Genomic DNA, 26,058 nt, shown 5'->3' on the forward strand with positions numbered 1-26,058 from the left:
TTGACAACTACAAAAATAGATGTTTGCTTACGCAAGCATTTAATTGTTAGTTTAGCATACCAACTAATGAAGAACCAGAATTTATTTTACAGCGATAAACACTTGAATAAAACATATGATCTATCAAAATAAGCAACTGTCTGGTACTGGCAGGGAAGGGGTGCGAGGAGGTTTTGTGGGGCGATCGCCATTGAGTTAACCATTGATGGATAAAGTCGATAGCGCTGAACTCGTACCTTTTCGTTAGGTTTTGTATCGTATTCAATCAATTCATGCAGGAAATCAAACCATCACCTGTCACAGTCGATCGCTAACTCAATGACGGAACACAAAAAAGGAGAGGTGTCATGGAAACAATCAAGATTGAAATTTTAGGTTCAGGCTGCAAAAAATGCTAACAGCTAGAGGCAAATGCCAAACAAGAACTAATCTCAATTTAACTGCGGAAATTCTGCACATTACCGACCCAATCGAAATTGCTAAACGAGGTGTGATGTCTACTCCCGCCATGACAATCAATGGCAAAGTCGTCAGCAAAGGTCACGTAATCAGTCCCGAACAAATTCAGCCCCTATTGCAGCGTTAAAGAGGCAAATTGATGTTCGATCCATTTTATCCATTTGATTGGTTGGCAACCCAGATTGTCACCCAACTTTTTGGCTTGTCGATCGCATCGCATTTTTATCCATTTGATTGGTTGGCAACCCAGATTGTCACCCAACTTTTTGGCTTGTCGATCGCATCGCATTTAGGATCTAGTCTGCACTTCTTTCTTTACGATGTGCCAAAAGTCTTAACATTACTGATTGTAATTAGCTTCATTGTTGGGACATTTCAAAGCTTTTTAGAACCAGAGCGCGTTCGCTCTTTGCTAGAAGGAAAGCGCACTTTTGCAGGAAATATCTTGGCGGCAATGGTAGGAATTGTCACGCCATTTTGTTCTTGTTCTGCGGTTCCTTTATTCATCGGCTTCTTAGAAGCAGGTGTACCTTTAGGCGTGACATTTTCCTATCTGATGGCAGCGCCAATGGTGAATGAAGTTGCTGTTATCCTGCTGTGGGGATTGTTTGGACTAAAGGTGACGCTCATCTATATCGGCTTTGGGGTGGGTTTGGCGATCGCCTCTGGATATATCATCGGATTACTAAAATTAGAAAAATGGGTGGAACCCTTTGTTTGGGAACTGCAAAAATCTCATCAAGAAATACCTCTAGGTGATGAGGACAATCTAGAAGCAGTGATGCTAACTTGGGGGCAAAGATTTGAGCAAGGATGGTTCCAATCGAGCTCCATTGTGCGATCGGTTTGGCTCTATGTGGTAGGTGGAATTGCGATCGGGGCGGGGATTCATGGTTATGTGCCGACAGATTTTATCATCCAATATGCAGGCGCAAATAATCCTTTAGCAGTGCCGATCGCTGTAATGTTGGGCGTGCCCCTCTATGCGAACATTGCGGGTGTAATGCCCATTACTGAAGCTTTGGTAAATAAAGGAATGCCTATGGGTACAGTTTTAGCTTTCACAATGGCGGTAACAGCGCTATCTCTTCCTGAAATAGTGATTCTTAAAAAAGTTTTGAAACCTCAACTCTTAGCCGTTTTTGTTGGGTTAATGACCGTTGGTATTATCAGCATTGGCTATATATTCAACGCCATAATAAATTGATTGATAATGGTGCTGAAATAGTTGGCTGAGGGAGCTGAAACTTAACAATTTATTTCAGGATAAATCTATGAGCTTTAAGAAACCAATTCAGACGATATTACTGGGATTTGTACTATGTTTTTGCCTCTTGATTTGTATTTGGCAAAACCCACTTCTCGCAGCAACTATCATAGAAACTAAACCAATTTTTCAAGAAAGGATGCAAACAATGTCTGAAAAAACCGTGAATCTGGAATCGGGAGTCGATCGCTTTCTCACGTCGATTCCAGCAGGCTATTACACGATCGCCAATGTCGAAGGGTTGAAAAGCCTCTTAGAGAACCCTCAAACCCTGTTGGTGGATGTGCGCGAACCCTCGGAGTATCGATCGGGACATATCGCTAATGCGATCGATATTCCGCTCCGAACACTAACACACAATCTGGATCGAATTCCGCGCGATCGCCCCGTAGTTTTGTACTGTTCAACGGGCTATCGATCGGCAATGGGAGTAATGACATTGCACCTATTGGGCTATGAAAATGTCCAGGGATTTCCGCCAAGTTTTGCAGGCTGGAAAAACGCAGGAGAGGCGATCGCCTCTAGCTAATGCACCAAAACAATTAGGATGAAAATCCAAAAATTTTGACTCTGGAATTGCAAGACATTTTAACTTTTTGAGGACTTTTGTGATGAACTTTATCTACTTTAACTACCCTAAAATTCGCCCGATGCGCTGGCTGCTGGCTGCTTGGATCTGCGTTTTACTGATTGTCTGTATTCCCTTACCTGCTTTTGCTGCTGTGACGGAAATCGAAGAATATCCAGGGCAGATGCTGTATCAATCCCGGCAAAAACTGCAAGATCAGAACGGAAATTCTTGGCAGGCGATCGCCTTCAAACGCATCCATCCTGAAGGTAGTTTTACTGTCTCTCTGCGCGTCGTGGGCTTTCCTGGTGCGGTGGAATTCGATCGCACTCAACCGCTGATTCTGACAACATCTATGGGCGAAACTCTAACCGCGAAGGATATTTCTAGCGAAATTTCTAAGGACACACCAACCCCAGCGAATGTCGCAGAATATGACATTAAGTCTGTCCTACCGCAGTTGCAGGCTGAAATTCCCCTTCACCTAACTTTACCGATGGTAACTGGCTCAGCGATCGAGTTACAAATCCCATCGACGGCGATTCAAGAGTGGCAAACAATTTCTGCTCATTAACTAACCCCAAAAAATCAAACCGATGAATCCCCAACTCTCCACATTTTGGAGCTTACCCACAGATCAGGTGCTTCAGCAGACGCACTCTACAACCTGCGGTTTAAGCCGTCAAGATGCGAAACAACGCCTGAGCGAGTACGGCGCAAACAGCCTCAAACAAACACACAAATCGAGCCCATTGATACTGTTGCTCAATCAGTTCAAGAGTCCGATTATCTTGATTCTGATTTTTGCGGCGGTGCTATCAATTTTTGTTCAAGATGCGGCATCTGCCATTATCATTTTGACGATCGTCCTGATTAGTGGGCTATTAGGATTTTGGCAAGAGAAAGGAGCGTCGAACGCCGTCGAAAAATTATTGGCATTAGTGCAAGTTAAAGCCACTGTTTTGAGGGATGGTCAATCTCAAGAAATCCCTACTGAGGAAGTAGTTCCTGGCGACATTGTGTTGCTTAGCGCAGGTAAAAATATTCCGGGCGACGGTCTAGTTTTAGAGTCGAAAGATTTATCAGTAAATGAAGCAGCACTGACAGGAGAAACCTATCCGGTAGACAAGCTAAGTGGTGTATTGCCTGCGGAAACTGGACTAGCTCAACGTACCAATTCCCTCTATATGGGAACCAATGTAATTAGTGGAACGGGGAAAGCCGTAGTCGTTCATACGGGAAAAGAAACTGAATTCGGCAAAGTATCGGAACGTTTGAAACTCAGACCTCCCGAAACAGAATTTGAAAGGGGACTTAGCAAATTTGGTTACTTTCTCATGGAAGTAACGCTAATTTTGGTAGTTCTAATTTTTGTCGCCAACGTCTACCTCCATCGCCCAGTGTTGGAATCATTCCTGTTTTCTCTGGCGCTAGCAGTCGGTTTGACTCCCCAATTGTTGCCTGCTATAGTCAGCGTTAACCTGGCTCGTGGTGCCAAGAAAATGGCGACAAAGCAGGTGATTGTGAAGCGCTTGCCAGCTATTGAAAACTTTGGCAGTATGAATGTGTTTTGTACCGATAAGACGGGTACGCTGACGGAAGGAGAGGTAAAAATTCACTCTGCGGTTGATGTGGAGGGGAAAGAAAGCGATCGCGTTCTACTTTACGCTTATTTGAATGCCGCATCCGAGTCAGGTTATGTCAATCCGATTGATGCAGCGATTCGCGAACACAAAAAATTCGACATTTCTAGCTATCAAAAGTTAGATGAAGTGCCTTATGATTTTAACCGCAAACGTCTCAGCATCCTGTTCAAAAAAGAGAAGACGCATCTGATTGTTACTAAAGGCGCACTAAAAAATATTTTGGATGTTTGCTCAAGTGTTGAAACTGGTGAGGAAAAAACGATCGACTTTGCAGATCAGCGACAAAAAATTCACCAAGAGGCTGAAGATTTAGGCAGTAAAGGATTTAGAGCCTTGGGTGTGGCTTATCGCGATTTTTATCAAAATTCTTTCAGCAAAGAGGATGAAACCAAGATGACATTTCTGGGCTACCTTGCTCTGTTCGATCCTCCAAAAGCTGGCATCGCTGACACCCTTAAAGAGTTAGAATTGCTGGGAGTCACCCCGAAGATGATTACCGGAGACAGCAAGGCGGTTGCTATTAGTATCATTCAGCAGGTAGGACTGCCTGAAGCAAAGATTTTGACCGGTTCCGAACTAGAAAAGCTTAGTGATGAAGCCTTGATCCATCGAGTACAACATACAAATGTTTTTGCCGAGGTAGAGCCAAACCAAAAAGAGCGGATCATCATCGCCCTCAAAAAAGCGGGGAATGTAGTTGGATATCTTGGAGACGGCATTAATGATGCCTCTGCCCTTCATGCTGCCGATGTTGGTATCTCCGTCGAGAGCGCAGTCGATGTCGCTAAGGAAGCCGCTGATATTGTGTTGATGGAAAAAGATTTGAATGTCTTGGTCGAAGGCGTAAAGGAAGGACGGATTACATTTGCTAACACTTTAAAATATGTATTTATGGCAACTAGCGCCAATTTTGGCAATATGTTTAGCATGGCGGGAATTTCTCTGTTTCTGCCCTTTTTGCCTCTACTGCCCAGTCAGATTTTGCTGACGAACCTATTAACTGATTTCCCGGAATTGACGATCGCGACAGATCGGGTAGACAAGGAGTTAGTCAACAAACCTCGCCGGATGGATATCAAGTTTATCCGCAACTTCATGATTGTGTTTGGTTTGCTGAGTTCAATATTTGATTACCTCACGTTTGGGGCGCTGCTGTTGCTGCTACACGCTGAACCAGAACAGTTTAGAACAGGCTGGTTTATGGAGTCTGTAATCTCCGCTTCGATGGTTGTGCTAGTCATTCGTACCCGCCAATCTATTTTCAATAGTAAGCCAGGAAAATACTTGTTAATGGCAACGCTGGCGACTGTCGGAGTGACACTAATCATTCCCTGGACACCTTTGGGAACCCTGCTCGGATTTCGCCCGTTGCCGTTGAGTTTTATGCTGGTTCTGGGAGCGATTGTCATGCTCTATATTACTGCTGCCGAGAATGTGAAACGAGTGTTTTACAGCCGTGTAAAATTTTAGTCGTCAAGGCGTAGCACTTATGACTTTAGACATCGAACCTTGATTGATGCCTGGGGTCGTGGGGAGGTCATGGCGCTCTACTTTATCCATCCCACACTTTGATATATGATTAGCCCAACTTCAGAACTTAGTGTTGAACCGCTGAATCTATCAAGTCCACAAGGTTTGCTATCGACTCTGCAAGAACTTCGCCAGACCGTTGAAAGCGAAGGACAAGCCACCTTTAACCAGTGGCGATCGCACATTCAGCGTTCTGAGTTTCTTCCTAGTGCCTTGAATTTAGCTGAGTATCTGGCATTACGTCGGCACGATCTACGCCACCTCCAAGCCGCACTAATGCCTTGGGGCTTATCCTCATTAGGACGGATTGAAGCACGAGTAATGCCCAATCTTGATGCAATCATTGCCACCCTGAAAGTCATTTGCGGCCAAGACTCTGCCGAGCATCTCAACCGCCCACCGATTGAGTCATTTTTTGAGGGCGATCGTTTATTACAAAAGCACACGGAAGAATTGTTTGGTCAGTCCCCGCCCCAGCGTCGGGTCAGGATTATGGTGACGCTACCCACCGAGGCCGCTACTGACTATGAGATGGTGCGAGAAATTATTCAACGAGGGGCAAACTGCCTGAGAATTAACTGTGCCCACGATACGACCGAATCTTGGGAAAACACGATCGACCATATCCGTCGAGCGGAACAGGAAACAGGAACGCCTTGTAAAGTGATGATGGACTTAGCTGGTCTCAAAATCCGCACGGGACAGGTACTTGCACCACTTGATAAAAAACGGGTATTTCGAGGGGAGCGTATCCTGCTGTCGCGGTGTGTGCCTGCACTCGGAAGTGAAGTGATGTCAGATGAAACAATCCCATCACCTGTAAACTATTTCCAAACTTGCTGTACAGTTCCCGAAATTCTAGATTTATTAGTAGTTGACACCCTTGTATATATCGACGATGGCAAGATTCAAACTCGCGTGGTTGACACCCAATACCCAGTATCAAATGGACAACCGGGACTTTTACTAGAAGTGACTAATGCCAGCCCCAAAGGAGTCAAACTCCAACCTGAAAAGGGGTTGAATTTCCCAAACACAGTGTTACCTCTTAGTCCACTGACTAAAAAAGATTTATCCGACCTAGATTTTGTCGCCACTCACGCAGATATTATTGGCTACTCTTTTGTGCAACGACCTGCTGATATTGAGTTACTTCAACAAGAATTAGACAAACGCTTTGGTGAACGTCAGTCCCGACCTGCGATCGTGGCCAAGATTGAAACCGCGATCGCAGTTTCCAATCTGCCAGAATTAATCATCTACTCCCTTCCCGCTCTAAGATTGAGTATAATGAGAAGAGAGATAAAATAGGTAGCGGTATATGATGGAGATCTGTAAAACTCGGACAGAGCAATTTTTGGAAATAGGGTTGGACTTGGAGGAATGGCAGCGGCTGTACTACAAAAATCAGCAGGATTATATTAGGAAGAGATTAATAGCTATCAAGTACTTGTACACAGGGTATAGCAGGCTACAGGTCTGTCAATTCATTGATTGTTCGTACAATACTTTAGCGAGTTGGATTGATAAATTTATAGAAGGGGGTTTGGAGAGGTTGGTTGAACCAATTAAACACAAGAATGCACCGCAGCATTTGAGTCAAGAGAACAAACAAGAACTGAGAAAAATAATTTTGGAACAAAGTCCTAAGGAGCATGGAATTGACAGGAACTTTTGGACGGGGGAGATTATAGCACAAATCATCCAGCACAAGTGGAATATATCGCTTAAAGACAGTCGGATTTACGAAATTCTTAAAGAATTAAAAGTGACTTACCAAAAAGCCCATCGAGACTATGCTAATGCCAATAAAGCAGAACAAGGGGAGTTTGTAGAGGAGCTAAAAAAAAAATAGAATCCTTGCGCCCAGGGGGACGGGTGTTTTTTTTCGATGAGTTTGCAGTGTATGACCGCCCTAGTTTATTTTATGGTTGGGCAGCAGTAAATAGTCGGCCACAGGTGCTGAGTGATGAGAGGAGAAAGCGGAATAAGCTCAATGGTTTTTTGAGTGTTGATGCAGTTAGCGGTGAAGAGTATTTTATTTTAAGCGAGCGATCGAAAACAGAGGATGTTGTGAGCTATTTAGCGCTCTTGTGTGATGATATGGCGCAGGAGGGATGTGATAAAATCACTATTATTCTCGACCGAAATCCCACGCATAAGGACAAGATGAGATGTCAATTAAAGCAATTATTTGAAAACCTGGGTTTAACGGACAGAATCGAAGTTGAATTTATTCATACTCCTGCTTATTCTCCAGACTTCAATTTAGCTGAATATCTCATCCATCAATTCAGACTGAAAATCCTGCATCACCTACCTGCGGATACGACAATTGATGACATTCAGATGCACATCGAAACCTATTTCGCAAACCATCAGCTTCAAACACCAGAGCAGATCAAAAATACCATTAACCACATCTGTAAATTAGGTCGTCAATCATAGGGTGGGAAGGGAGTATGCAGCCGGGAAGCAATCATTTGGTGTGATGATTGCCAGAGGCGACTTAGCCATTGAAATTGGATACCAGCGTTTAACAGAGATCCAAGAAGAAATTCTCTGGCTTTGCGAAGCGGCTCATGTTCCTGTTATTTGGGCAACTCAAGTGCTAGAGAGTTTGGTCAAAAATGGCACACCTTCGCGGGGAGAGATGACCGATGCAGCAATGGCTGAACGCGCTGAGTGTGTGATGTTAAACAAAGGGCCGTTTATTGCCGAAGCGATCGCCATTCTCGATAATGTTCTAACACGCATGGAAGCCCATCAATTGAAAAAAACACCACAGTTGCGGGCGCTCCATTCGTGGTAATTCTTTTGCTTCACCGCAAAACACTGTAACGAAACCTTGAGATTGATACGAACTACCGAAATTACATCACGATTGAGCCAAATAAACGCAGCGGCAAACCTTGTGTGTGCGGCTTGCGAGCGCAAACTAGAGCAATAACTTGCTAAGACTAGCAAATTCAATAAGACCCTGATAGTTGTCAGTCGAGTGAATGCTGTGGGTCGAGCAAATGCTGTGAGCGCTCCATTTAATTAGAGCTGCATGACATTTTCCGGTTCTATATTTTTCACTTCGTTTAAGTCAGTTACATCATACCTCATCTTTCTGATAAAGGCTATACAATTGCCATAATTCAGGGGGGAGCAAATCTAAATCTGCAATAAATTGGGATGATAAATTCCTTTAATCCTCCAGCGGTTATCACTTTCCTCGGCTAGAAATCTTGCACAAGAATCAATCAGCCTTTTAGGGGATGATTCTTGGGTCAACCCCACAATAAAATTGAACTTTAGCTTAGCTGGTCTGAAAGGCTGTTCGTGCAAATGGTGCAAGATGTTCGATCGCACCTTACTCTCTTCAAGGAATAACGATGAATTACGATATCTTTGACGAACAATACTACCTTTCGCAATATCCTTGGGTGAAACCAGCCATTGATGCAGGAGTTATCAAATCTGGACTAGAACACTTTCAAAAATATGGTCAAGCAGGCGGTCTAACAAAAGTATCGCGCTATTTTGACGAAGCTACTTATCTTGCTGGCAACCCAGACCTCCGACCCTTTGTCAAGACTGTCAATCCAAACGCACCTTTCGCTACTGGGCTAGATCACTTTATCCAATTCGGTTACAATGAAGGAAATCGCCGCAACGAAGTATCGCCTGAGTACAACGAAGATTTTTATTTAGCAAATAACTTAGAGCTGATACCGTTTATCGGCACTAATCTAGTTGTCAAACCCAATGCAGTTTTCATATCAGGATACCAGCACTTCATTCAATTCGGGAAAAAAGAAGGTCGTTTTGGGACATCATTTTTTGAAACGGAATACTTAAGGAAAAACCCCGATATCGTCCCATCTGTCAACTCTGGAAATTTGAGAACTGGTCGGGAACACTACTTCAATTTCGGGAAAAACGAACCCAGCCGCTCTGCTACTTTGGTCGGCACTCGCGGCAACGATATTATCACAGGCGTTGGTGTGGGAAATACCGAACTGATTGGAGTGGAAGTAGGTATCGATCGCCGCCAAGGCAATCGGCAATACGAAAGCTTTGGCACCAATGAATTCGATGTCCTGATTGGCAGTCCGGGAGTTGATACATTCGTACTCGGAGTTCCTCCTACAGCCGAGAATGAAGAAGCGAGAACCTTGTACACAGATGCCCTGGTCGGGACACGGGAGCAGAACTTAAAGACACCAGGGCTAGGTTTTGCTACTATTCGGAACTTCAACGCAGCAGACGATTTGATCCAACTGGCAGGAAATTCTTTAAGCGACGGCTACGCACTGACTATCAATGGCAACAATTTGTTAATTGGTCGTTATGCAGAGTTGGTGGGCGTGATTGAAGGAGGAGCTAATTTGAGTTTGGTATTCCAACAATCTAATGGTAATGGTACTTTTATGATTGGATAATCATTGGTCATTAGTCATTAGGTAACGCTAATGATTGATGACTTTTTTGATCGGGAAAGCTAATGAGTATTCAAGCTCAAAATCATCTAAACATCAGGAGTAAAACATGGCTAACTACGCAATTTTCGACGAACAATTTTACATAGCCTCATATCCTTGGGTCAAACCAGCCATTGATGCAGGAGTTATCAAATCTGGACTAGAACACTTTCAAAAATACGGTCAAGCCGCCGGTCTAACTAAAGTATCGCGTTATTTTGACGAATCTACCTACCTTGCCGACAATCCAGAGATAGCACCCTTCGTCCGTACAGTCAACCCAAACGCGCCCTTTGCGACCGGACTAGACCACTTTATCCAATACGGTTACGAACAGGGTCGCAGCCAAGTATCGCCTGAGTATGACGAAGCCTTTTATGTAGCAAATAACCGAGATTTACTGCCGTTTATTCAGAATGGAACTTTTAAAAATGGCTACCAGCACTTCATTCAATTCGGAATCAAAGACGGTCGGTTTGGAACTTCATTTTTGGAATCGGACTACTTACAGAAAAACCGCGATATTGTGCCGTTTGTCAACTCTGGAGCCTTAAAAACTGGTCGCGAACACTACTTCAAGTTCGGAAGTTCCGATCCAAGCCGCTCTGCGACTTTTGTTGGAACTTCCGGCAATGACATTATAACGGGTTCCGGGGTGGGGAATGCCGAATTAATTGGAGTTGAAATAGGTGTAGAACCTCATTACGGTGCCCGATTGTATGAAAGTGATGGCAGCAATGAATTTGATACTCTCATTGGCGGTATCGGTCGTGATAAATTTGTGTTGGGCGAATATCAAGCATTCGCCCGTAATGTGTCATTGCGTGGAGTACAGTATTACATCGGGCCGGGTTTTGCTACAATTCGGAACTTTACCAAAGGTCAAGATAGCATCGAGTTATTAGTGGATTCCTCAGATCAGTTATTGGTGTTTCCCATCAACAATAATCGAGATTTAGCTATCCAAAGGAAAGGCTATCCCACCTTTGAGAATGGAGTTTCTGTTCCCTCAACCAGTCCATTTGATACAATTGGTGTTATTGAAGGTGGCGGAAATCTCAGTTTGAATCTATCACCAGGATCTGGTTTCACACGTTTACTTACGTAGAAATCTCGAAGCTATTCAGGATTTGCCTGATTGCTGCTGGGAGTACGATCGCACATTCAACAAAATCTGCGATCGCACTTGCCGATGCCAACAACTCGCCTTTCGCGACTGTACTTTACTTTTTTTAAGAAAGCAACCATGAATTACGACATTTTCGACGAAAAATACTACCTCGCCCAATATCCGTGGCTGAAACCAGCCATTGATGCCGGAAGCATCAAATCTGGGAAAGAACACTTTGAAAAATTCGGTCAAGCCGCCGGCCTAACTAAAGTATCGCGGTATTTTGACGAAGCTACTTACCTCGCTGGCAACCCAGACATCGCTGCCTTAGTCCGCACTCCTAGCAACCCAAACGCGCCTTTTGCAACCGGACTAGACCACTTTATCAAATTAGGTTACGAAGAAGGTCGTACCCCCGTATCGCCTGAGTATGACGAAACGTTTTATCTAGCAAATAACCGAGATTTACTGCCGTTTATTCAGAACGGAACTTTCAAATCAGGCTACCAGCACTTCATTCAATTCGGGGTAAAAGAAGGTCGTTTTGGAACTTCATTTTTTGAAACAGAATACTTACGGAAAAACCCCGATATTGTGCCATTTGTCAACTCTGGAACCTTGAAAACTGGTCGGGAACACTACTTCAATTTTGGGAAAAACGAGCCAAGTCGGTCTGCGACTTTTGTCGGAAGTTCTGGGAATGACATCCTCACCGGTTCCGGGGTGGGGAAAGTTGAATTAATTGCAGTTGAAGTAGGTTTAGCTACAGGTAATGGCTTTGGAAGCACTCGACTTTATGAAAGTGATGGCAGTAATGAATTCGATATTCTCATTGGCGGTAGCGGCCGCGATACATTTGCGCTTGGTAAGGAGAACATAACCCGTAGGGGATCGCTACTAGGATCGACACAGTTTTATATCGGGCCGGGTTTTGCTACAATTCGGAACTTTAATCAAGGTCAGGATACTATTCAGCTAGCAGGATATTTCACACTATCAAATTCTTACTTAGATATATTCTCGGTGTTTCCCATTAACAATGGTCGAGATTTAGCTATCCAAACGAAGGGCTTTAGAAACGCTATAAATGGAGTGCTATCAACCAGTTCATTTGATACGATCGCTGTTATTGAAGGTGGCGGAAATCTGACATTAAATCAATTACCATCATCTCCAGATGATACATTTTCACTTGGATAGAAATCTCGAAGTTATTAGGGATTTGCTTGATCCTGCTGGGGAGTGCGATCGCACATTCGCAAAAAGGGCGATCGCACTTTTGTCTTTGCCATAAAAATAATAAAGGTGAAATCGGCTATTGTAATTTTTCTGTGGGCTCAGAGACATTAGCTCGATATAAATACACGCAAAGCTCTCAACAAGTTAAGTAGGATGATCTGTCATGAATAAACTAAAACTTTCGGGTCTATTACTCTTTCTTGCTGGTTCAATTGCTTTAATGGGCATCATCACTGCTGAAGCACTATACCCATCCGGATCTGGCTACACGACCTTTAACAGCGAAATCAGTGATCTTGGGGCAACAAAACCACCTAACAGCTTAATCTATCAACCATCCGCCAGCATTTTTAATATCACCATGCTGTTATCTGGCTTAATGACTTTGACAGCAACATTTTATCAGCATAAATACTTCAAAAAACTGCTCGTTAGTATTCCACTTGGTCTATTTAGCTTAGGTCTTGTGGGCATTGGAATTTTTTCTGGTAATAAAGTCCCCTACCACGGAATATTCTCTTTACTCACTTTTATATCGGGTGGAGTATCAGCTATTATGTCTTTTAAAATTGTTTCTGCTCCATTTAAGTTTATCGGAATTGTCTTTGGAACTATTTCCTTAATAACATGGTGTGCTGTTGTGTTTGTCCCTAATATTATTGTTCCTTTTATTGGCTTGGGTGGAACAGAAAGATGGCTTGTTTATCCAATTGTGCTATGGATAACAGGCTTAGGCGGTTATTTGATGAACATAACAACAACCAAAAAACTTGGCGATCAGCACCTCTAAAATAATTTGGTAAAAAGTTAAGGAGAGATAAAAATATGAAACAAAAGAAGCGATCGCTAAAGCAAATCGGATTTTTTCTACTTTACACTTTTGCCATCACATGGTTGTGCTGGATAATTATCATCATTGGGAACAGATATTTTAATGCTCTTTGGTATGGTGAGCCTTTATTTTGGATACCTTACTCAATCGGCAATTTGGGGCCAGCCATTAGTTCTTATATTATTTATCGACAGTTCAATGAGGATTTTGGTGAAGAATCTTTTGTTAAATTTGTCTTCGGCAAAAAAAAAAGATAGAAAAGTGTGGCTGATATTTGGGTTATTTTCAATTTGGCGTTTGTTTATGGTTTGGATTGCCTTTGGAATCAATAAGCCTATATCAATTCTTTCTGTAATTATTAATCTACCACTGATTATTCTTTTAGGTGGTGGATTAGAGGAATTAGGTTGGCGTGGAATTTTGCAACCTAAATTAGAAAAGGTAGTTAATTATTTACCTTCTATCCTTATGGTAGGAACTATATGGAGCATATGGCATTTGCCGTTATGGTTTATAAAAGGAACAATTCAAAGTTCATTTCCATTTGGATTGTATCTATTTTCAGGCATAATTTTAACTTCCAGTTTTACAACTCTGTATAAATACACAAGCAGTTTATTTCTCTGTGTATTAAGTCATGCCTGGTTCAATGAATGTATTGGGTTGGCTTTGTATATAGGTAATAACGGAGCCTTGCAGCTAAATTTGAATTGGAAAGTAATTGTTGTTTTTTCCATCGAGCTAATAGTATCCGTCATTTTAGGAATAGCATATAGTCGTAAGAAAGCCCTTCTGTGTTAAGCAATACTTTCAATTGAAACAATTACTAACGTATTTCGGACTTGCATACTTAATCGCTTGGAGGATTTGGTCGATTCTAAGTCATCTCATTCAAACGTTATTCACAGTTTCTTCATTTTTGTTCAATATCATGATAGATAGTTAATTTTCTTGTAGTTGACGAGGATGAAATCTATGAAATGGCAACAATTAATTCTGGCTTTTATAGCTACCATTTGCTTAATATTTGCAGGCAATGCCCTGGCGCAGACTGATATCAATATCAACAATACCAACCTCATCCGCTTTGGTGGAAGCGTAACCGTACCAGAGAACCAAGTTGTCGAAAATGCCCTTGCTTTTGGCGGGAGTGTTACGGTATCCCCTAATGCCAAAGTTGTGGATACTGCGATCGCGTTTGGCGGAGATGTCATCCTGCAAAAAGGAGCGCTGGTAGAGGGTGATGCTTACTCATTTGGTGGCAAAATCGTACAGGAAGCAGGTGCGATTATTGGTGGTGAACGCGCTACATTCAGCGATCGACATGGCATGATGTATGGCTCCAATCGAGGCAGAAGTAGCTTCTTCGCGCACTATTTCTTCAGTACCATTTTTAGAACTTGTTCCGCTGTAGTAGCAGCTATTCTCGGACTGATCATCTTACAAACCAGCCCACAGTTCCTGCCAAATTTGGCGACAAAATTGGGTCAACACCCCGGTTTGACTGCTCTATGGGGAATCGGGGCGATCGTTTCCTTGGTCTTTGCTACCGTATTTTTAGCGATTACGCTCATTGGTATTCCTCTGATTCCACTCCTGAGTCTGACTGCGGTGATTACGGCTCTAGTCGGATCATTAGGCGTAGCACTTTTTGTCGGTCAACGCCTATTCCGTAATGGTAATTGGTCTTTACAGCAGCAGTTATTGGTGGGTTTGGCGATCGTGACAGTTATGACACTAATTCCCTTTTTCGGAGGGTTAGTAGTTTTCCTAGTCAATCTGTTGGGCTTGGGTATCATCTTGCTGTGGCAATTTGGTAGAGAAAAACCCCAAATAGCTACTTAGTGAGTAGGGCGGTATAAATGTTGATCAGGGTGAACAAGGTTCTGACGAAGGCAACGGCCAAAAATGTTGAAGGTAAATTTCAAAAATGAAAAATCCCCAGAAACCTTTCTCGCTCAGAACATATCTATTGATTGTCGTGGCGATATCTTGGCCATTTCAAATTGCGTATATGCTGTGGGCAGAGACACCGTTTATGCGCTATGCCTTAAGCTCATTACCAATGATTATGGTCACAGTTGCTACTTATATCGCCGATCGATATATATTTCAGGATGGCTTCTCAAAAGCTGGTTGGAATTGGGGTAAATCAAAACACTATTTCGCAGTCTTCTCACTAGCAATCTTTGTCTGGGTGGTTCCTACAATCCTCGAATTAGTCTTAGGAATGCGGAGTATTCCTAAAGGCGTTATCGTTCCAGAAATTCTCGGAAATTTTCTACTTCGTTTTATCGCAACCTTGATTCCAGCCTTTGGCGAAGAGTTTGGTTGGCGCGGCTATATGTTACCGCACTTGGTAAAACGATACAGATTAAGAACAGCACTGCTGCTTCATGGATTTATTTGGTGGGCATGGCATTTGCCTGTAATTGTTGGAATGGGAATGACTGAACAACTAACTGATAATATGGGTACTTCAATAGCCATTATGCTTGCAATCACTTTAATTCCTAGCATGATGCACGCGATGATTTATGCCTACATTTGGACAGTTACGCAAAGCCTTACTGTTGTAACTGTTTATCACGCGGCATTTGATGAAATTCGGGATGCAATTGAAACCTCGATCGGGCTTAGTCCTCTGGCGCAGATCTGGCAGATGCTGACGTTGACAGTATTAGGTGGACTGCTGCTGTGGAAGGGTAATTGGAAGCAGTTAACTGCGATGAAAACAGGAGAAAGCACCAGAGTATTCAGCAATCGTTCAGATTAAGAGCTGGTATAGCCTCAAAACAAGAAAATAATAACAAATGAGATAATAACAAATGAGAAAATACCCCCTTACTTGGTTCTATATCTTGGCTTTTGGTATGTCATGGCTTGGCATGATATCGACCGTCTTAGCCTCGCGAGGCATTGCCCCATTTAACAGTCCTTACTTCCAAGTTCTTTTCATCTTTTATGCCGTTGGACCTGCTCTTGCGGCTATGATTGTGTCACAGGTGACGCATGGTAAAACAGGGATTCGGGATTTGAACAAGGGACTAATCCGATGGCGGGTTAGCCTAATCTGGTACATCGTAGCGGTGCTGGGGTCTGCAATTTTGCTGATTGTGGCGCAAGTCGTCACGAAATTATTGGGCTTTTCAGTAACAATTGCAGTGCCACCAGTCAATCTATCTCCCTATGTTATTTTCGGTTTGGGAGTAAATTTCCTCGCCACTACCTGCGAAGAAATTGGGTGGCGCGGTTTTGCATTACCACACTTGCAGAAACGATATAACGCTCTGATTGCTACTCTCATTGTGGGCATATTGTGGGGTTTATGGCATTTACCGCTTGTCTTTTTGGTAGGCAACCCGATGTCTGAGTTTCCTTTCGTTTGGTTTATCAGCATCGTGACCAATGCTTTTATCTATACCTGGATTTACAACAGCACTAAAGGCAGTATTTTGCTAGTGGCGCTTTTTCATGGTTCGCTGAACGTATGGGGACTATTTATAACTGGGGTGTCCCCTGTCGCATACGCTCTCCTGAATTGCGTTGTGGCGATCGCACTGATCGCAGTATTGGGAAAAACCAATCTCTCTCGCCGAGAAAGGGTTCTTGCGGGCTAACACGAGGTATAGCAAACATATAGGAAATCTTCATTATGAAGCCTAATTGTGGTGGCACCATTATCATCATTGGGGCGGGGATTGCTGGGCTGGCAGCAGGTTGCTACGCCCAGATGAATGGTTATCGATCGCAGATCTTTGAAATGCACGATCAACCCGGTGGGCTGTGTACGTCATGGCAACGACAGGGATTTATTTTTGATGGTTGCATTCACTATTTGTTTGGCTCTGGGCAAGGACAGCCTTTCTATCGGCTCTGGGAAGAACTTGGCGTTATGCCGCAGCAACAATTTGTCCATCACGATGAATTGCTACGAGTTAGCGAACCTCATGGTAAAACCCAGAAGTGTTGAATGATAGGAAAAGATTGCTAAAATTGGCCCAACAATGTATAATTGCAGAGTTATAAATTATTAATAATCAACTGAAATGCTATTTTCTAACTTCCCCAAAATTGTCAAACGGTATCTCGCCCATTTACCCAAAGATGATTATCCAGTTTTAGATAGCTTCACATTTGTCTCCTGCTGGCTAGGGTTTAGTTTTGACCAAAGTCTGGATACTATGCGTTCCCTATTTTCCCGTTTAAACAGTCGAGATATTTCCCTAGATATATCAACTTTTTCCAAGCGTCGTAAGCAGAGAGATATTGATGTTTTTGTAAAAATATTTGAAAGATTACAAGCCGATATAAAACGTCAATTAATTAACAAAGATTGTCTCAGCTTATTCCCTTTAGATTCAACGATAGTTACCTTGACAAGTAAATTACTATGGCAACAGGAATACCATCAAGTAAAATTATTTGCTGGAACGGACAATGAACGGGGAATAATTGATGGAGTACACATTCATTTTGGCCAAGGTCATGACGCCGTGAGCATGGAGATGAAACTATAGCAGCCACACCTCAAAATGGAGTCGCTGTAATGGATAGAGGTTTTTCGAGTTCTGAACGCGTTCAAGCATTAATCAAACAAGAAAATCAATATTTTGTACTACGAATTAAGAATAATTCTACTATCAACATGAAGGAGGATGGAACTTATGAACTGTGGAGTGACAAACGAAAAGTTCAAGTAAGATTAGTGACTTTTTCAGATTTAGAAACACGAACTGAATTTAGGTTTGTCACTAATTTACCTGAATCAGGAGAATTAGCATACACTAATGAAGAAATTGGAGAAATTTATCGCAGACGATGGCAGATTGAATTGCTGTGGAAATTCTTAAAAATGCATTTAAAACTGGCTCGTATAATTACTAAAAATACTAATGGAATCAAGATCCAAATCTATGCCTGTTTGATTTGTTATTTGTTGCTTCAGTTAGTTGAAGTTCCTGATGAAATTGGAAATAAACTCTTAGACAAATTACGATATTTACAGGCTTTTATGTGTGAGAAAATCAGCTATATTCACTGGTTTAAGGAACTTGTTTTCAATTGCTGAAATCAGCATTTTATAGGATTCGTATGTCTATTTTCAGAATCCTATCAATAAGCGTTCAACACTTCTGAGTTATATCCCTAGAAAGAAACCTAAAAATGGGCAAGTTTCTCTGTTAGCAAAAAACTATAATCGAACTCTAGCCCAGAAAAGAATTGTGATTGAACACGTTAATCGGAGTCTCAAAATTTTCTGACATTTTGTCGAGTCGTTATCGGAATCGTCGTCGCCGTTATGGTCTGCGTTGTAATTTGCTGTTAAGAATTTACAATTATGAGTTAGCTCTAGGCGATTAAATTTAAGACTTCTCATTATAACAGAGATTTTTTTTGCAAGAGGTCTAATATTGTGCGCGATTATTTTGAAATTTTCTTTGAGTCGATCGAGAAATTTGGCGGTAAAGTTATTAAAACCATCGGCGATGCCGTCATGGCTTCATTTATCAGCAACGAACAAGCAATTATGGCGGCAGTCGCTGCTGTGACCCCTTTCAGAGAGTACAATTTAACTCGCCCACAATCAGAGTGGATTCAAGTCAGAATTGGCATTCACCGAGGAACCGGTTTGCTCGTAAATCTTAATAATTCGATCGACTATTTTGGCTCCACGGTCAACAAAGCCGCCCGCATCCAAAATCTTTCTAAAAGTGATGAAGTTTCCTTTTCCGAAGATGTTTACAACGACCAATCATTTCTAACGGCATTAAAAGCGGCTGGAGTGTCCGAAGTTCACAAACGAGTTGAAGATTTAAAGGGAATACAAGGCGCCAAAGTCGCTTATACTGCTAGAATTAATACGGAATCTGTAATTGCGCTCTCTGGTTGACTGGTCGCTCAAAGAAGCTAAGTAGGTAATCGAATATACCGAGTTATTGGCAGCCTCTTCTTGCGATCGCCCCAACAGCAGATAGAGTTCTTCGATCGCGCTCAGATCGTGGCTCCAGCAGTTTAGCTCATGCTTAAGGCAGTTGCATAAGGCCGACAACTTAAGTAGGGTCTGATGAAAATAGTCCGAATTACTCAGCCTTACGCTTTCCAGATATGTATGCTGCTAAATAACTGAAGTCGAGGACTTCGTACCATGACTTCTCATAAATTATCTCCAGACAATACACCAGAATTGATCGCACCAGCCGCCCTCGACAGCGAACATTCAGCAAAAACCGATGCCCCCTTTCCCATAGTTGGGATTGCCGCCTCAGCAGGAGGGTTGGAAGCATTCACCGAGTTACTCAGCCATTTACCGGTAGATACGGGTATGGCGTTTGTGCTGATTCAGCATTTAGCCCCCAATCACAAAAGTTTGCTGACCGAGATTCTGACCAAACAGACGCAAATGCCTGTTAGTGAGGTACAAGATGGCGTAGCTGTAGAGCCCAATCAAGTCTACATCATTCCGCCCAACACCAAGATGGTGCTCTCTAAAGGCGTGCTGCAACTATCACCCCGCGAGAAGATTTATGGCAAATATATGCCGGGAGATGCGTTTTTTACATCATTGGCGATCGATCGCGGACACAAAGCAATTGCCGTAGTATTATCCGGGGGAGACGGAGACGGTTCACTGGGGCTGGTGGCAATCAAAGCAGCCGGAGGCGTGACTTTTGCTCAATGTCAAGGCACGGCAAAATTTGATAGTATGCCGAATACCGCTGTTGCGACAGGAAATGTCGATTTTGTTCTGCCACCGGAAAAAATTGCCGAGGAACTGGGAAACTATAGTCGCAGTGGGCTTCTCACTGGCCCGCTTCCCCTGACAGAATTTGACGCATCGCCCGAACAGCCATCGGCCCTGGCAACTATTTTGGCGCTGCTGAAATCGACGACAGGCGTTGACTTCACCGAGTACAAACCGGCTACCCTGAACCGACGCATCCAGCGACGGATGGTATTGTATAAGGTAGAAAGCTTGGCTGATTACGTCGAACAGCTTCAACACAATACGGCTGAAGTCAAAGCTTTGTATGAAGAAATTTTGATCCACGTCACCAGTTTTTTCCGTGACAGCGAAGCCTTTCAAAAATTAAAAGAGCTGGTTTTCCCGGCGATTACCCAAAATAAATCGGCAAATGATCCCATTCGGATTTGGGTGGCGGGATGTTCCACAGGTGAAGAAGTTTATTCGATCGCCATTTGCTTGTTAGAGTTTTTGGGCGATCGAGTTATCCCGCCAATCCAGATTTTTGCCACGGACATTGGCGACGCGACGATCGGCAAAGCTCGGTCAGGCGTCTACTCAGAAAACCAGATGGTAGACGTTTCACCAGAGCGACGTACTCGCTTCTTTATTCTCCAAGAAGGAGGTAGTTATAGAATCTGCAAGGCCGTCCGCGAACTGTGTGTATTTGCCCGACAAGACTTAGGTAGTGACCCGCCTTTTTCCAATCTCGATTTAGTTACCTGTCGCAATGTGCTGATTTACTTGGGAGAGTCATTGCAAAAGAAAGTGATGCCGATTTTTCATTACAGCCTTAACCCAACAGGCTTTCTCATGTTAGGTACTTCTGAGAGTACCGGAAAATTTTCATCATTATTTACTTCAGTGGATAAAAAGTCTAAAATTTATGCAAAAAAGTTGACTCAGACTCGTGCCACTTTTTCATTTACGCCGAGTTCCTATCCCGTCGCTAAAACTGTTCAAAAACAGGAAATGAATGAAGAAAATTTAATAAATAGCTTGGACTTACAGCGAGAAGCTGAGCAACAGATTTTGAATAGTTATGCCCCAGCCAGTGTGCTTGTCAACGAGGATCTGAAAATCCTGCAAGTGCGGGGAGACGTCGATCCTTACTTTAGAGTGGCAGCCGGAACGCAGGACTTAAACTTGCTGACAATGGCAAGGGCAGGCTTGCTTGTTGAGCTTCGCACCGCAATTTATCAGGCACAAACGCAGAACGTGACAGTTAGGAAAGAAAGGGTAGTTGTTGGATCGGGCGGACGATCGACTATCGTCAATATTGAGGTGATGCCGTTTCAGCCGCACACCTTCACAGCACGCTATTTTTTGCTGCTACTTCAAGAGGTTTTACCCCAGGCGGCCAACTTCCCCGCCGTCACTTCTGAAAGCTGCGATCGAGGTGATTTAGCTTCGGAAAATGAGTGCCTGAAGCAGGCACTTGCCACCGCTAACCAAGAAAGAACTGAGGCTCAAGGGCACCTGCAATCGCTGATCCAGGATCAGGAAAATCTCAACCAAGACCTCAAAATTGCGAACGAAGAAATCCTGTCGAGCAACGAAGAGTTGCAAAGCACCAACGAGGAACTAGAAACTGCCAAAGAAGAGATTCAAGCCACTAACGAGGAACTCACTACCACTAACGAGGAACTTCGCAGCCGATATCTCGAACAAAGCCAGCTCAATAACGATCTGACAAACTTGCTTGCTAGTATCAATATCCCAGTCTTAATGCTGGCAAACAATTTACAGATTCGACGCTTTACGCCAACGGCGCAGGGAATTTTTAATCTGATTCCCACGGATATTGGACGACCCTTTAGCGACATCCGATCGACTCTTGACGTTCCTGACTTGGAACAGATGATTTTGGAGGTGATTGATACTCTCCAGACGCAAGAACGAGAAGTTCAAACTTTATCGGGATCTTGGTACAACCTCCGCATTCGTCCTTACCGCACAACGGAAAACATGATTGACGGTGTGGTGATGGTTTTGATCGATATTGACGGTCTTAAACGCAGTGCCAGAACTTTGGAAGAGGCCCGAAACTACGCTGAAACCATCGTGGAAACTGTGCAAACGCCTTTAGTCACCCTAGATGCTGATTTCCGAGTGCACAAAGCAAATAGATCGTTCTATGAAACGTTTCAGCTTTCTGCCTCAGAAACAGCGCAATCTTCGCTGTTTGAGCTAGGGAACGGGCAGTGGAATATCCCTAAATTGCGATGGATATTGGAAGATATTCTGGTTAGTGATGTTCAGCTTGAAAACTTTGAGTTGGATCGCCTGTTTGAGCATATCGGGCAGAAAACTCTGCTGCTGAATGCTTGTAAACTGGAACGAGAAGACCAAGCTGTAATGATTCTGTTGTCGATCGAGGATATCACACAGCGCAATCAGTTTGAGACGCTACGATCGCAGTTATTGGAGCAGGAACAGTGGGCCCGCCAACAAGCAGAAACCGCCAACCGTGCTAAAGATGAATTTCTCGCGAATCTCTCCCACGAGCTCCGCAATCCCCTGACTCCGATCCTGGGCTGGGCAAAAATGCTGCGCTCTGGCAAGCTTAAGGAAGCAGCCGTTACTCACGCTCTAGAGGTGATCGAGCGCAGCGCGCAGGCGCAATCTCAGTTAATCGAAGATATCCTGGATATTTCCCGGATTACGAGCGGCAAGCTCGCTGTTGATACCAATTTGATCTATCTGCAGTTAGTGGTGCAAGCTGCGCTCGATGGGGTTCAATTATCAGCCGAAGCAAAAAGTATTCAAATTGTTTCGCAGCTTAGTTCTGCGACTGTTTTAGGCGATGCTGCTCGCTTGCAGCAAGTTGTGTGGAATCTTCTGTCTAATGCCATTAAGTTTACTCCGGCGGGAGGACGAGTGGAAATCACGCTCTCGGCGATCGTGAATCATGCTCAACTTCAAATCAGCGACACGGGAAAAGGCATTGGGGCAGAATTTTTGCCGTATATTTTCGATCGTTTCCATCAAGGCGATGCCACCACCACTAAGGCTAATCAAGGGCTGGGATTGGGTTTGTCGATCGTGCGTCATCTGGTTCAATTGCAGGGGGGAACCGTGCAAGCGGATAGTCCGGGTGAGGGACAAGGAACTACAATGACTCTGAGATTGCCGTTGAGAGTCTCGCCTCAAAATTTGACACCGGCGATCGATTTAGAGCCAACTTTTTTGGTAGCGCCTTTAAATGCCTCAAGAAGCGATAGTGTCCCCTCTCTCGAAGGCTTGCACATCTTAGCTGTGGACGATCGGATCGATACCCGGGAGTTCGTAGCATTTGTGCTCGAAGGCTACGGGGCTGAGGTTTTGACAGTTGCATCTGCCAGAAGTGCGATCGCTGCTTTGACTGAGAATCCCGGCCGATACGACGTGCTAATCTCTGATATCGGAATGCCAGAGGAAGATGGGTATTTCTTAATTCGAGAAGTGCGAACCCTTGCTGCGGAAGCCGGAGGAGAAATTCCAGCCGTCGCGCTGACTGCTTATGCGAGCGATAAAGAACGGCAAATGGCGATCGAAGCTGGTTTTCAAACTCATATTGCTAAGCCGCTAAAGCCTATTCAACTAGGATTAATTATTGCCAATCTAACAGGACGATTTTAATTTATTTTTAGATAATACTCGGCGGTTAAAACCGCTTTTTGTCAAAGGAAGCATAGTCCCGCGCCGGACTTAGCCTGGGCCGTTTCCCTACAAATATCCCGTAGTGATTTTGTAGGGACACAGCACTGTTGTGTCCTAATTTTGTAGGGAAACAACTCAATCTTATACCAATCATATCATGTCCGATCGATCGATCGCCCATAATACATAGCCGGGGCGGGTTTGTGAGATTGTCTGTTTTTGGCAAATATTATTGGTGAACCCGCCCCTAGAGGACTCAGGGTAATCGACCGGACATGATATCATTAACAGCCGCAGACTCCAGCGCCGCATACAACAATGCCGTTTTTCTATAAATATTGCGTACTGATTTTGTAGGAAAACAACATTAGACCTCTTGCAAAAAAAATCTCTGTTATAATGAGAAGTCTTAAATTTAATCGCCTAGAGCTAACTCATAATTGTAAATTCCTGACAGCAAATTACAACGCAGACCATAACGGCGACGACGATTCCGATAACGACTCGACAAAATGCCATAAAATTTTGAGATTTGTTTGTTGATTAATTACTAATTGACTTTTTAGCGTATGCTGTTTTTTCTTGCCTGAATAACAATTTTTCTGTTTATTTTTATCTTGTTTCTAGCAAAAGTTTGTGAACATTAAGTTAGGACCTGGGATTTAATCAAGTAAAGCAAAACTTCTCATTATATCATAAAATTATTTTGCAAGAGGTCTAATAAAATCGATATCTGGCTCTGGATTGGTTATGGATTTGTATCTCTAGAAGGTATAATCTTACTAACCTTTCGATTCGTCTGCCCATTAACTCTGATTGCACGGAAGTATTCAAATTCAACAAAGGACAATTTTGCGATTTATCTTCCTAATTGGCTATCTAAGTACACGTTTTCAATCTATACAGCTATTGTAGCGATCGTTCTGATCGTCACAATCTATCAACTTCTGAATTAACAAACATAGGTAAGTATCATGTGGATTAAGTGGATTGCAATTATTGGTGTTTTAATCATAGTCAGCTTGGGAATTGCTGCCATTTATGGTAGCTATCGCTGGGAGTCAGATACCGATCGCCTACGAGCAAAATTAACAAATGGACGGCGAACAATTAAGCCCAAAATCTACGACCAAAAAGAGATTGAAGGCTTGCCAGAACCCGTACAGCGATTTTTTCGGACAGTAATTAAGGACGGACAAGCGATCGTGGCGGCGGTCAAACTCTCTCAGCAGGGACTGTTCAATATGAGTGAAACTGAGAACAAGTGGAGTCCGTTTACTGCCACTCAATTTGTGATTACTCAACGTCTGGGTTTTGATTGGGATGCACGCATCCAGATGGCTCCAGGAGTTAATGCCTTTGTTCATGATACCTATCTCTTAGGAGAAGGCAGCTTACACGCATCATTACTCGGTCTTTTTACCGTTGCAAAAATACCCAGTACGCCTGAAGCGAACCAAGGTGAATTATTGCGGTTCTTTGCTGAGGCTCCTTGGTATCCCACTGCACTATTACCCAGTCAAGGTGTGCGCTGGGAGACGATTAATGACACCTCTGCTCGCGCTACTTTGACGGATGGTGCAACCACTGTCTCCGTCGTATTTCAGTTTAATGCTGAAGGGACGATCGATAGGTTTCGGACTGAAGCTCGTTATCGTGACAAGCTGACTGCGATGCCTTGGGGCGGTCGATTATGGGAATATTCAGTTCGTAATGGGATGCTGATTCCTTTAGAAGGCGAGGTGGGATGGGAGTATCCAGAAGGCACTCGGCTCTATTTTAAAGGAAGAACTACAGAGATTAGCTATGAGTTTGTGCTGTAGCAAAATCTTGGGATTGTAACCCTTGCCAATTTTTTTTACGATCGAGGTCGATCGCCCTAGTCACGGTTTGTTTAGTTGTGGCCAGGGTAGATGCGGGCAAAAAAGCATCAATTAAGCGGGCAGAAAATTTGTGAGGCGATCGCTTTCTCAACAGGCTATTGACTCCGATCATTGACTTTCAGATATCGACTCCATCCAACGACAGATGTAAAGCCGGGATTATTTCTGTTCAATACTACCAATCAACTAAATTTTTAAGAGAATAGTAATGTTAGATATTGATGAAATGGGGCAAAAAGAAATACACGAACTCTTACACAAAGTAGGATACGGTCATCTGGGCTGCATACACGAAGGCAAACCCTACGTGATGCCAATGAATTATTATCTCGAAGAAGAGGACATTTACCTGTTTACAACGATCGGCATGAAGACTCACGATCTTGATGCAAATCCAGAAATTTGTTTGCAGGTTGAAGAAAAACGCGATCCGCGACCTTGGCGCAGCGCGATCGTCAATGGTCGAGCTTCGCGCCTGACTGAGCAACCAGATATCGCTCGGGCTATGCACTCGATCGAAGAGCGCAATCCAAACCTGTCACCTGCGATCGATCGAACCTGGATTGATGCTCAGGGACGTTCAGAAGCGATCGCAATCTACCGCATCCACGAGACTGAAATGAGCGGACGCACCACTGATGGAGTCAGCAGTAAGAACCCTTGACAC

The 26,058-nt window shown here is 43.4% G+C and carries 22 protein-coding genes and 3 pseudogenes; 23 read left to right on the forward strand and 2 right to left on the reverse strand.

Features of this window, described 5'->3' with window-relative positions; all coding sequences use genetic code 11:
- Positions 1-391 precede the first annotated feature (391 nt).
- The 21 genes and pseudogenes from QUA56_RS18510 (at position 392) to QUA56_RS18610 (ending at position 23,487) form a co-directional block, all read left to right on the forward strand.
- The gene (locus QUA56_RS18510) at positions 392-586 is read left to right on the forward strand and encodes a thioredoxin family protein (protein ID WP_333360189.1); all 195 of its coding nucleotides are present in this window, start codon (positions 392-394) and stop codon (positions 584-586) included.
- A gap of 12 nt (positions 587-598) precedes the next feature.
- Positions 599-1,666 (forward strand): permease, encoded by a 1,068-nt coding sequence (locus QUA56_RS18515; RefSeq protein ID WP_333360191.1) that lies wholly within the window; start codon positions 599-601, stop codon positions 1,664-1,666.
- 208 nt (positions 1,667-1,874) lie between these two features.
- Positions 1,875-2,255 carry a rhodanese-like domain-containing protein gene (locus QUA56_RS18520; protein ID WP_333360193.1) on the forward strand — a complete coding sequence of 127 codons (381 nt, stop codon included), beginning with the start codon at positions 1,875-1,877 and terminating at the stop codon, positions 2,253-2,255.
- An 82-nt stretch (positions 2,256-2,337) separates the two neighbouring features.
- Positions 2,338-2,868: a DUF3122 domain-containing protein gene (locus QUA56_RS18525; RefSeq protein ID WP_333360195.1), complete on the forward strand. Its 531-nt coding sequence runs from the start codon at positions 2,338-2,340 to the stop codon at positions 2,866-2,868.
- Positions 2,869-2,890: 22 nt separating this feature from the next.
- Positions 2,891-5,410 carry a magnesium-translocating P-type ATPase gene (gene mgtA / locus QUA56_RS18530; protein WP_333360197.1) on the forward strand — a complete coding sequence of 840 codons (2,520 nt, stop codon included), beginning with the start codon at positions 2,891-2,893 and terminating at the stop codon, positions 5,408-5,410.
- A 105-nt stretch (positions 5,411-5,515) separates the two neighbouring features.
- A complete protein-coding gene (locus QUA56_RS18535; RefSeq protein ID WP_333360201.1) occupies positions 5,516-6,781 on the forward strand; it encodes a pyruvate kinase in 1,266 nt (421 codons plus the stop codon).
- Between the two features lie 13 nt (positions 6,782-6,794).
- Positions 6,795-7,918 (forward strand): IS630 family transposase gene (locus tag QUA56_RS18540; protein ID WP_333360319.1). Its coding sequence is split into 2 segments (ribosomal slippage): positions 6,795-7,304 and positions 7,307-7,918, totalling 1,122 coding nucleotides; the frame shifts between segments, so codons are not numbered across the junction.
- 40 nt (positions 7,919-7,958) lie between these two features.
- A complete protein-coding gene (locus QUA56_RS18545) occupies positions 7,959-8,282 on the forward strand; it encodes a pyruvate kinase (RefSeq protein WP_333360203.1) in 324 nt (107 codons plus the stop codon).
- 568 nt (positions 8,283-8,850) lie between these two features.
- A complete protein-coding gene (locus QUA56_RS18550) occupies positions 8,851-9,900 on the forward strand; it encodes a calcium-binding protein (protein ID WP_333360204.1) in 1,050 nt (349 codons plus the stop codon).
- Between the two features lie 106 nt (positions 9,901-10,006).
- Positions 10,007-11,047: a calcium-binding protein gene (locus QUA56_RS18555; RefSeq protein ID WP_333360206.1), complete on the forward strand. Its 1,041-nt coding sequence runs from the start codon at positions 10,007-10,009 to the stop codon at positions 11,045-11,047.
- A 138-nt stretch (positions 11,048-11,185) separates the two neighbouring features.
- Complete coding sequence (locus QUA56_RS18560; protein ID WP_333360321.1) at positions 11,186-12,250, forward strand: calcium-binding protein; 1,065 nt, start codon at positions 11,186-11,188, stop codon at positions 12,248-12,250.
- Between the two features lie 202 nt (positions 12,251-12,452).
- On the forward strand, positions 12,453-13,079 hold the full coding sequence (locus QUA56_RS18565; protein WP_333360208.1) for a DUF998 domain-containing protein: 627 nt from the start codon (positions 12,453-12,455) through the stop codon (positions 13,077-13,079).
- Positions 13,080-13,205: 126 nt separating this feature from the next.
- Positions 13,206-13,922: a CPBP family intramembrane glutamic endopeptidase gene (locus tag QUA56_RS18570; RefSeq protein ID WP_333360211.1), complete on the forward strand. Its 717-nt coding sequence runs from the start codon at positions 13,206-13,208 to the stop codon at positions 13,920-13,922.
- Between the two features lie 174 nt (positions 13,923-14,096).
- Entirely contained in the window at positions 14,097-14,966 is an 870-nt protein-coding gene (locus QUA56_RS18575; protein ID WP_333360213.1) for a hypothetical protein, read from the forward strand.
- An 85-nt stretch (positions 14,967-15,051) separates the two neighbouring features.
- The gene (locus tag QUA56_RS18580) at positions 15,052-15,897 is read left to right on the forward strand and encodes a type II CAAX endopeptidase family protein (protein ID WP_333360215.1); all 846 of its coding nucleotides are present in this window, start codon (positions 15,052-15,054) and stop codon (positions 15,895-15,897) included.
- Between the two features lie 52 nt (positions 15,898-15,949).
- On the forward strand, positions 15,950-16,741 hold the full coding sequence (locus QUA56_RS18585) for a type II CAAX endopeptidase family protein (RefSeq protein WP_333360218.1): 792 nt from the start codon (positions 15,950-15,952) through the stop codon (positions 16,739-16,741).
- 35 nt (positions 16,742-16,776) lie between these two features.
- Positions 16,777-17,094: an FAD/NAD(P)-binding protein gene (locus QUA56_RS18590; RefSeq protein ID WP_333360220.1), complete on the forward strand. Its 318-nt coding sequence runs from the start codon at positions 16,777-16,779 to the stop codon at positions 17,092-17,094.
- 76 nt (positions 17,095-17,170) lie between these two features.
- Positions 17,171-18,192 (forward strand): annotated as a pseudogene (locus QUA56_RS18595) (IS4 family transposase).
- Between the two features lie 67 nt (positions 18,193-18,259).
- Positions 18,260-18,485, forward strand: a pseudogene (locus QUA56_RS18600) (transposase); the annotation flags it as partial.
- 52 nt (positions 18,486-18,537) lie between these two features.
- Positions 18,538-19,014, forward strand: a complete 477-nt coding sequence (locus tag QUA56_RS18605; RefSeq protein WP_333360222.1) for an adenylate/guanylate cyclase domain-containing protein — start codon at positions 18,538-18,540, stop codon at positions 19,012-19,014.
- Positions 19,015-19,269: 255 nt separating this feature from the next.
- On the forward strand, positions 19,270-23,487 hold the full coding sequence (locus QUA56_RS18610; protein WP_333360224.1) for a chemotaxis protein CheB: 4,218 nt from the start codon (positions 19,270-19,272) through the stop codon (positions 23,485-23,487).
- Between the two features lie 436 nt (positions 23,488-23,923).
- On the opposite strand, the pseudogene QUA56_RS36860 reads toward QUA56_RS18610, so the two are convergent.
- Positions 23,924-24,022: pseudogene (locus QUA56_RS36860) on the reverse strand (IS5/IS1182 family transposase); the annotation flags it as partial.
- A 460-nt stretch (positions 24,023-24,482) separates the two neighbouring features.
- On the opposite strand from QUA56_RS36860, the gene QUA56_RS18620 reads away from it, so the two are divergent.
- Positions 24,483-25,331, forward strand: coding sequence for a DUF6920 family protein (locus tag QUA56_RS18620; protein ID WP_333360226.1), 849 nt, complete (start codon positions 24,483-24,485; stop codon positions 25,329-25,331).
- Here the strand turns inward: QUA56_RS18620 and QUA56_RS18625 are convergent.
- Positions 25,309-25,503, reverse strand: a complete 195-nt coding sequence (locus tag QUA56_RS18625; protein ID WP_333360229.1) for a hypothetical protein — start codon at positions 25,501-25,503, stop codon at positions 25,309-25,311. The genes QUA56_RS18620 and QUA56_RS18625 overlap by 23 nt on opposite strands.
- Before the next feature lie 96 nt (positions 25,504-25,599).
- On the opposite strand from QUA56_RS18625, the gene QUA56_RS18630 reads away from it, so the two are divergent.
- Complete coding sequence (locus tag QUA56_RS18630; RefSeq protein ID WP_333360232.1) at positions 25,600-26,055, forward strand: pyridoxamine 5'-phosphate oxidase family protein; 456 nt, start codon at positions 25,600-25,602, stop codon at positions 26,053-26,055.
- Positions 26,056-26,058: the final 3 nt, after the last annotated feature.

The organism is Microcoleus sp. N3A4 (assembly GCF_036701805.1).
Lineage (GTDB): Bacteria > Cyanobacteriota > Cyanobacteriia > Cyanobacteriales > Microcoleaceae > Microcoleus.

Coding starts and splice junctions, on each gene's coding strand:
- QUA56_RS18510 (WP_333360189.1), top strand. CDS start 392: ATGCTAACAGCTAGAGGCAAATGCCAAACAAGAACTAATCTCAATTTA.
- QUA56_RS18515 (WP_333360191.1), top strand. CDS start 599: ATGTTCGATCCATTTTATCCATTTGATTGGTTGGCAACCCAGATTGTC.
- QUA56_RS18520 (WP_333360193.1), top strand. CDS start 1,875: ATGTCTGAAAAAACCGTGAATCTGGAATCGGGAGTCGATCGCTTTCTC.
- QUA56_RS18525 (WP_333360195.1), top strand. CDS start 2,338: ATGAACTTTATCTACTTTAACTACCCTAAAATTCGCCCGATGCGCTGG.
- mgtA (WP_333360197.1), top strand. CDS start 2,891: ATGAATCCCCAACTCTCCACATTTTGGAGCTTACCCACAGATCAGGTG.
- QUA56_RS18535 (WP_333360201.1), top strand. CDS start 5,516: ATGATTAGCCCAACTTCAGAACTTAGTGTTGAACCGCTGAATCTATCA.
- QUA56_RS18550 (WP_333360204.1), top strand. CDS start 8,851: ATGAATTACGATATCTTTGACGAACAATACTACCTTTCGCAATATCCT.
- QUA56_RS18555 (WP_333360206.1), top strand. CDS start 10,007: ATGGCTAACTACGCAATTTTCGACGAACAATTTTACATAGCCTCATAT.
- QUA56_RS18560 (WP_333360321.1), top strand. CDS start 11,186: ATGAATTACGACATTTTCGACGAAAAATACTACCTCGCCCAATATCCG.
- QUA56_RS18565 (WP_333360208.1), top strand. CDS start 12,453: ATGAATAAACTAAAACTTTCGGGTCTATTACTCTTTCTTGCTGGTTCA.
- QUA56_RS18575 (WP_333360213.1), top strand. CDS start 14,097: ATGAAATGGCAACAATTAATTCTGGCTTTTATAGCTACCATTTGCTTA.
- QUA56_RS18580 (WP_333360215.1), top strand. CDS start 15,052: ATGAAAAATCCCCAGAAACCTTTCTCGCTCAGAACATATCTATTGATT.
- QUA56_RS18585 (WP_333360218.1), top strand. CDS start 15,950: ATGAGAAAATACCCCCTTACTTGGTTCTATATCTTGGCTTTTGGTATG.
- QUA56_RS18590 (WP_333360220.1), top strand. CDS start 16,777: ATGAAGCCTAATTGTGGTGGCACCATTATCATCATTGGGGCGGGGATT.
- QUA56_RS18610 (WP_333360224.1), top strand. CDS start 19,270: ATGACTTCTCATAAATTATCTCCAGACAATACACCAGAATTGATCGCA.
- QUA56_RS18620 (WP_333360226.1), top strand. CDS start 24,483: ATGTGGATTAAGTGGATTGCAATTATTGGTGTTTTAATCATAGTCAGC.
- QUA56_RS18625 (WP_333360229.1), bottom strand. CDS start 25,503: ATGATCGGAGTCAATAGCCTGTTGAGAAAGCGATCGCCTCACAAATTT.
- QUA56_RS18630 (WP_333360232.1), top strand. CDS start 25,600: ATGTTAGATATTGATGAAATGGGGCAAAAAGAAATACACGAACTCTTA.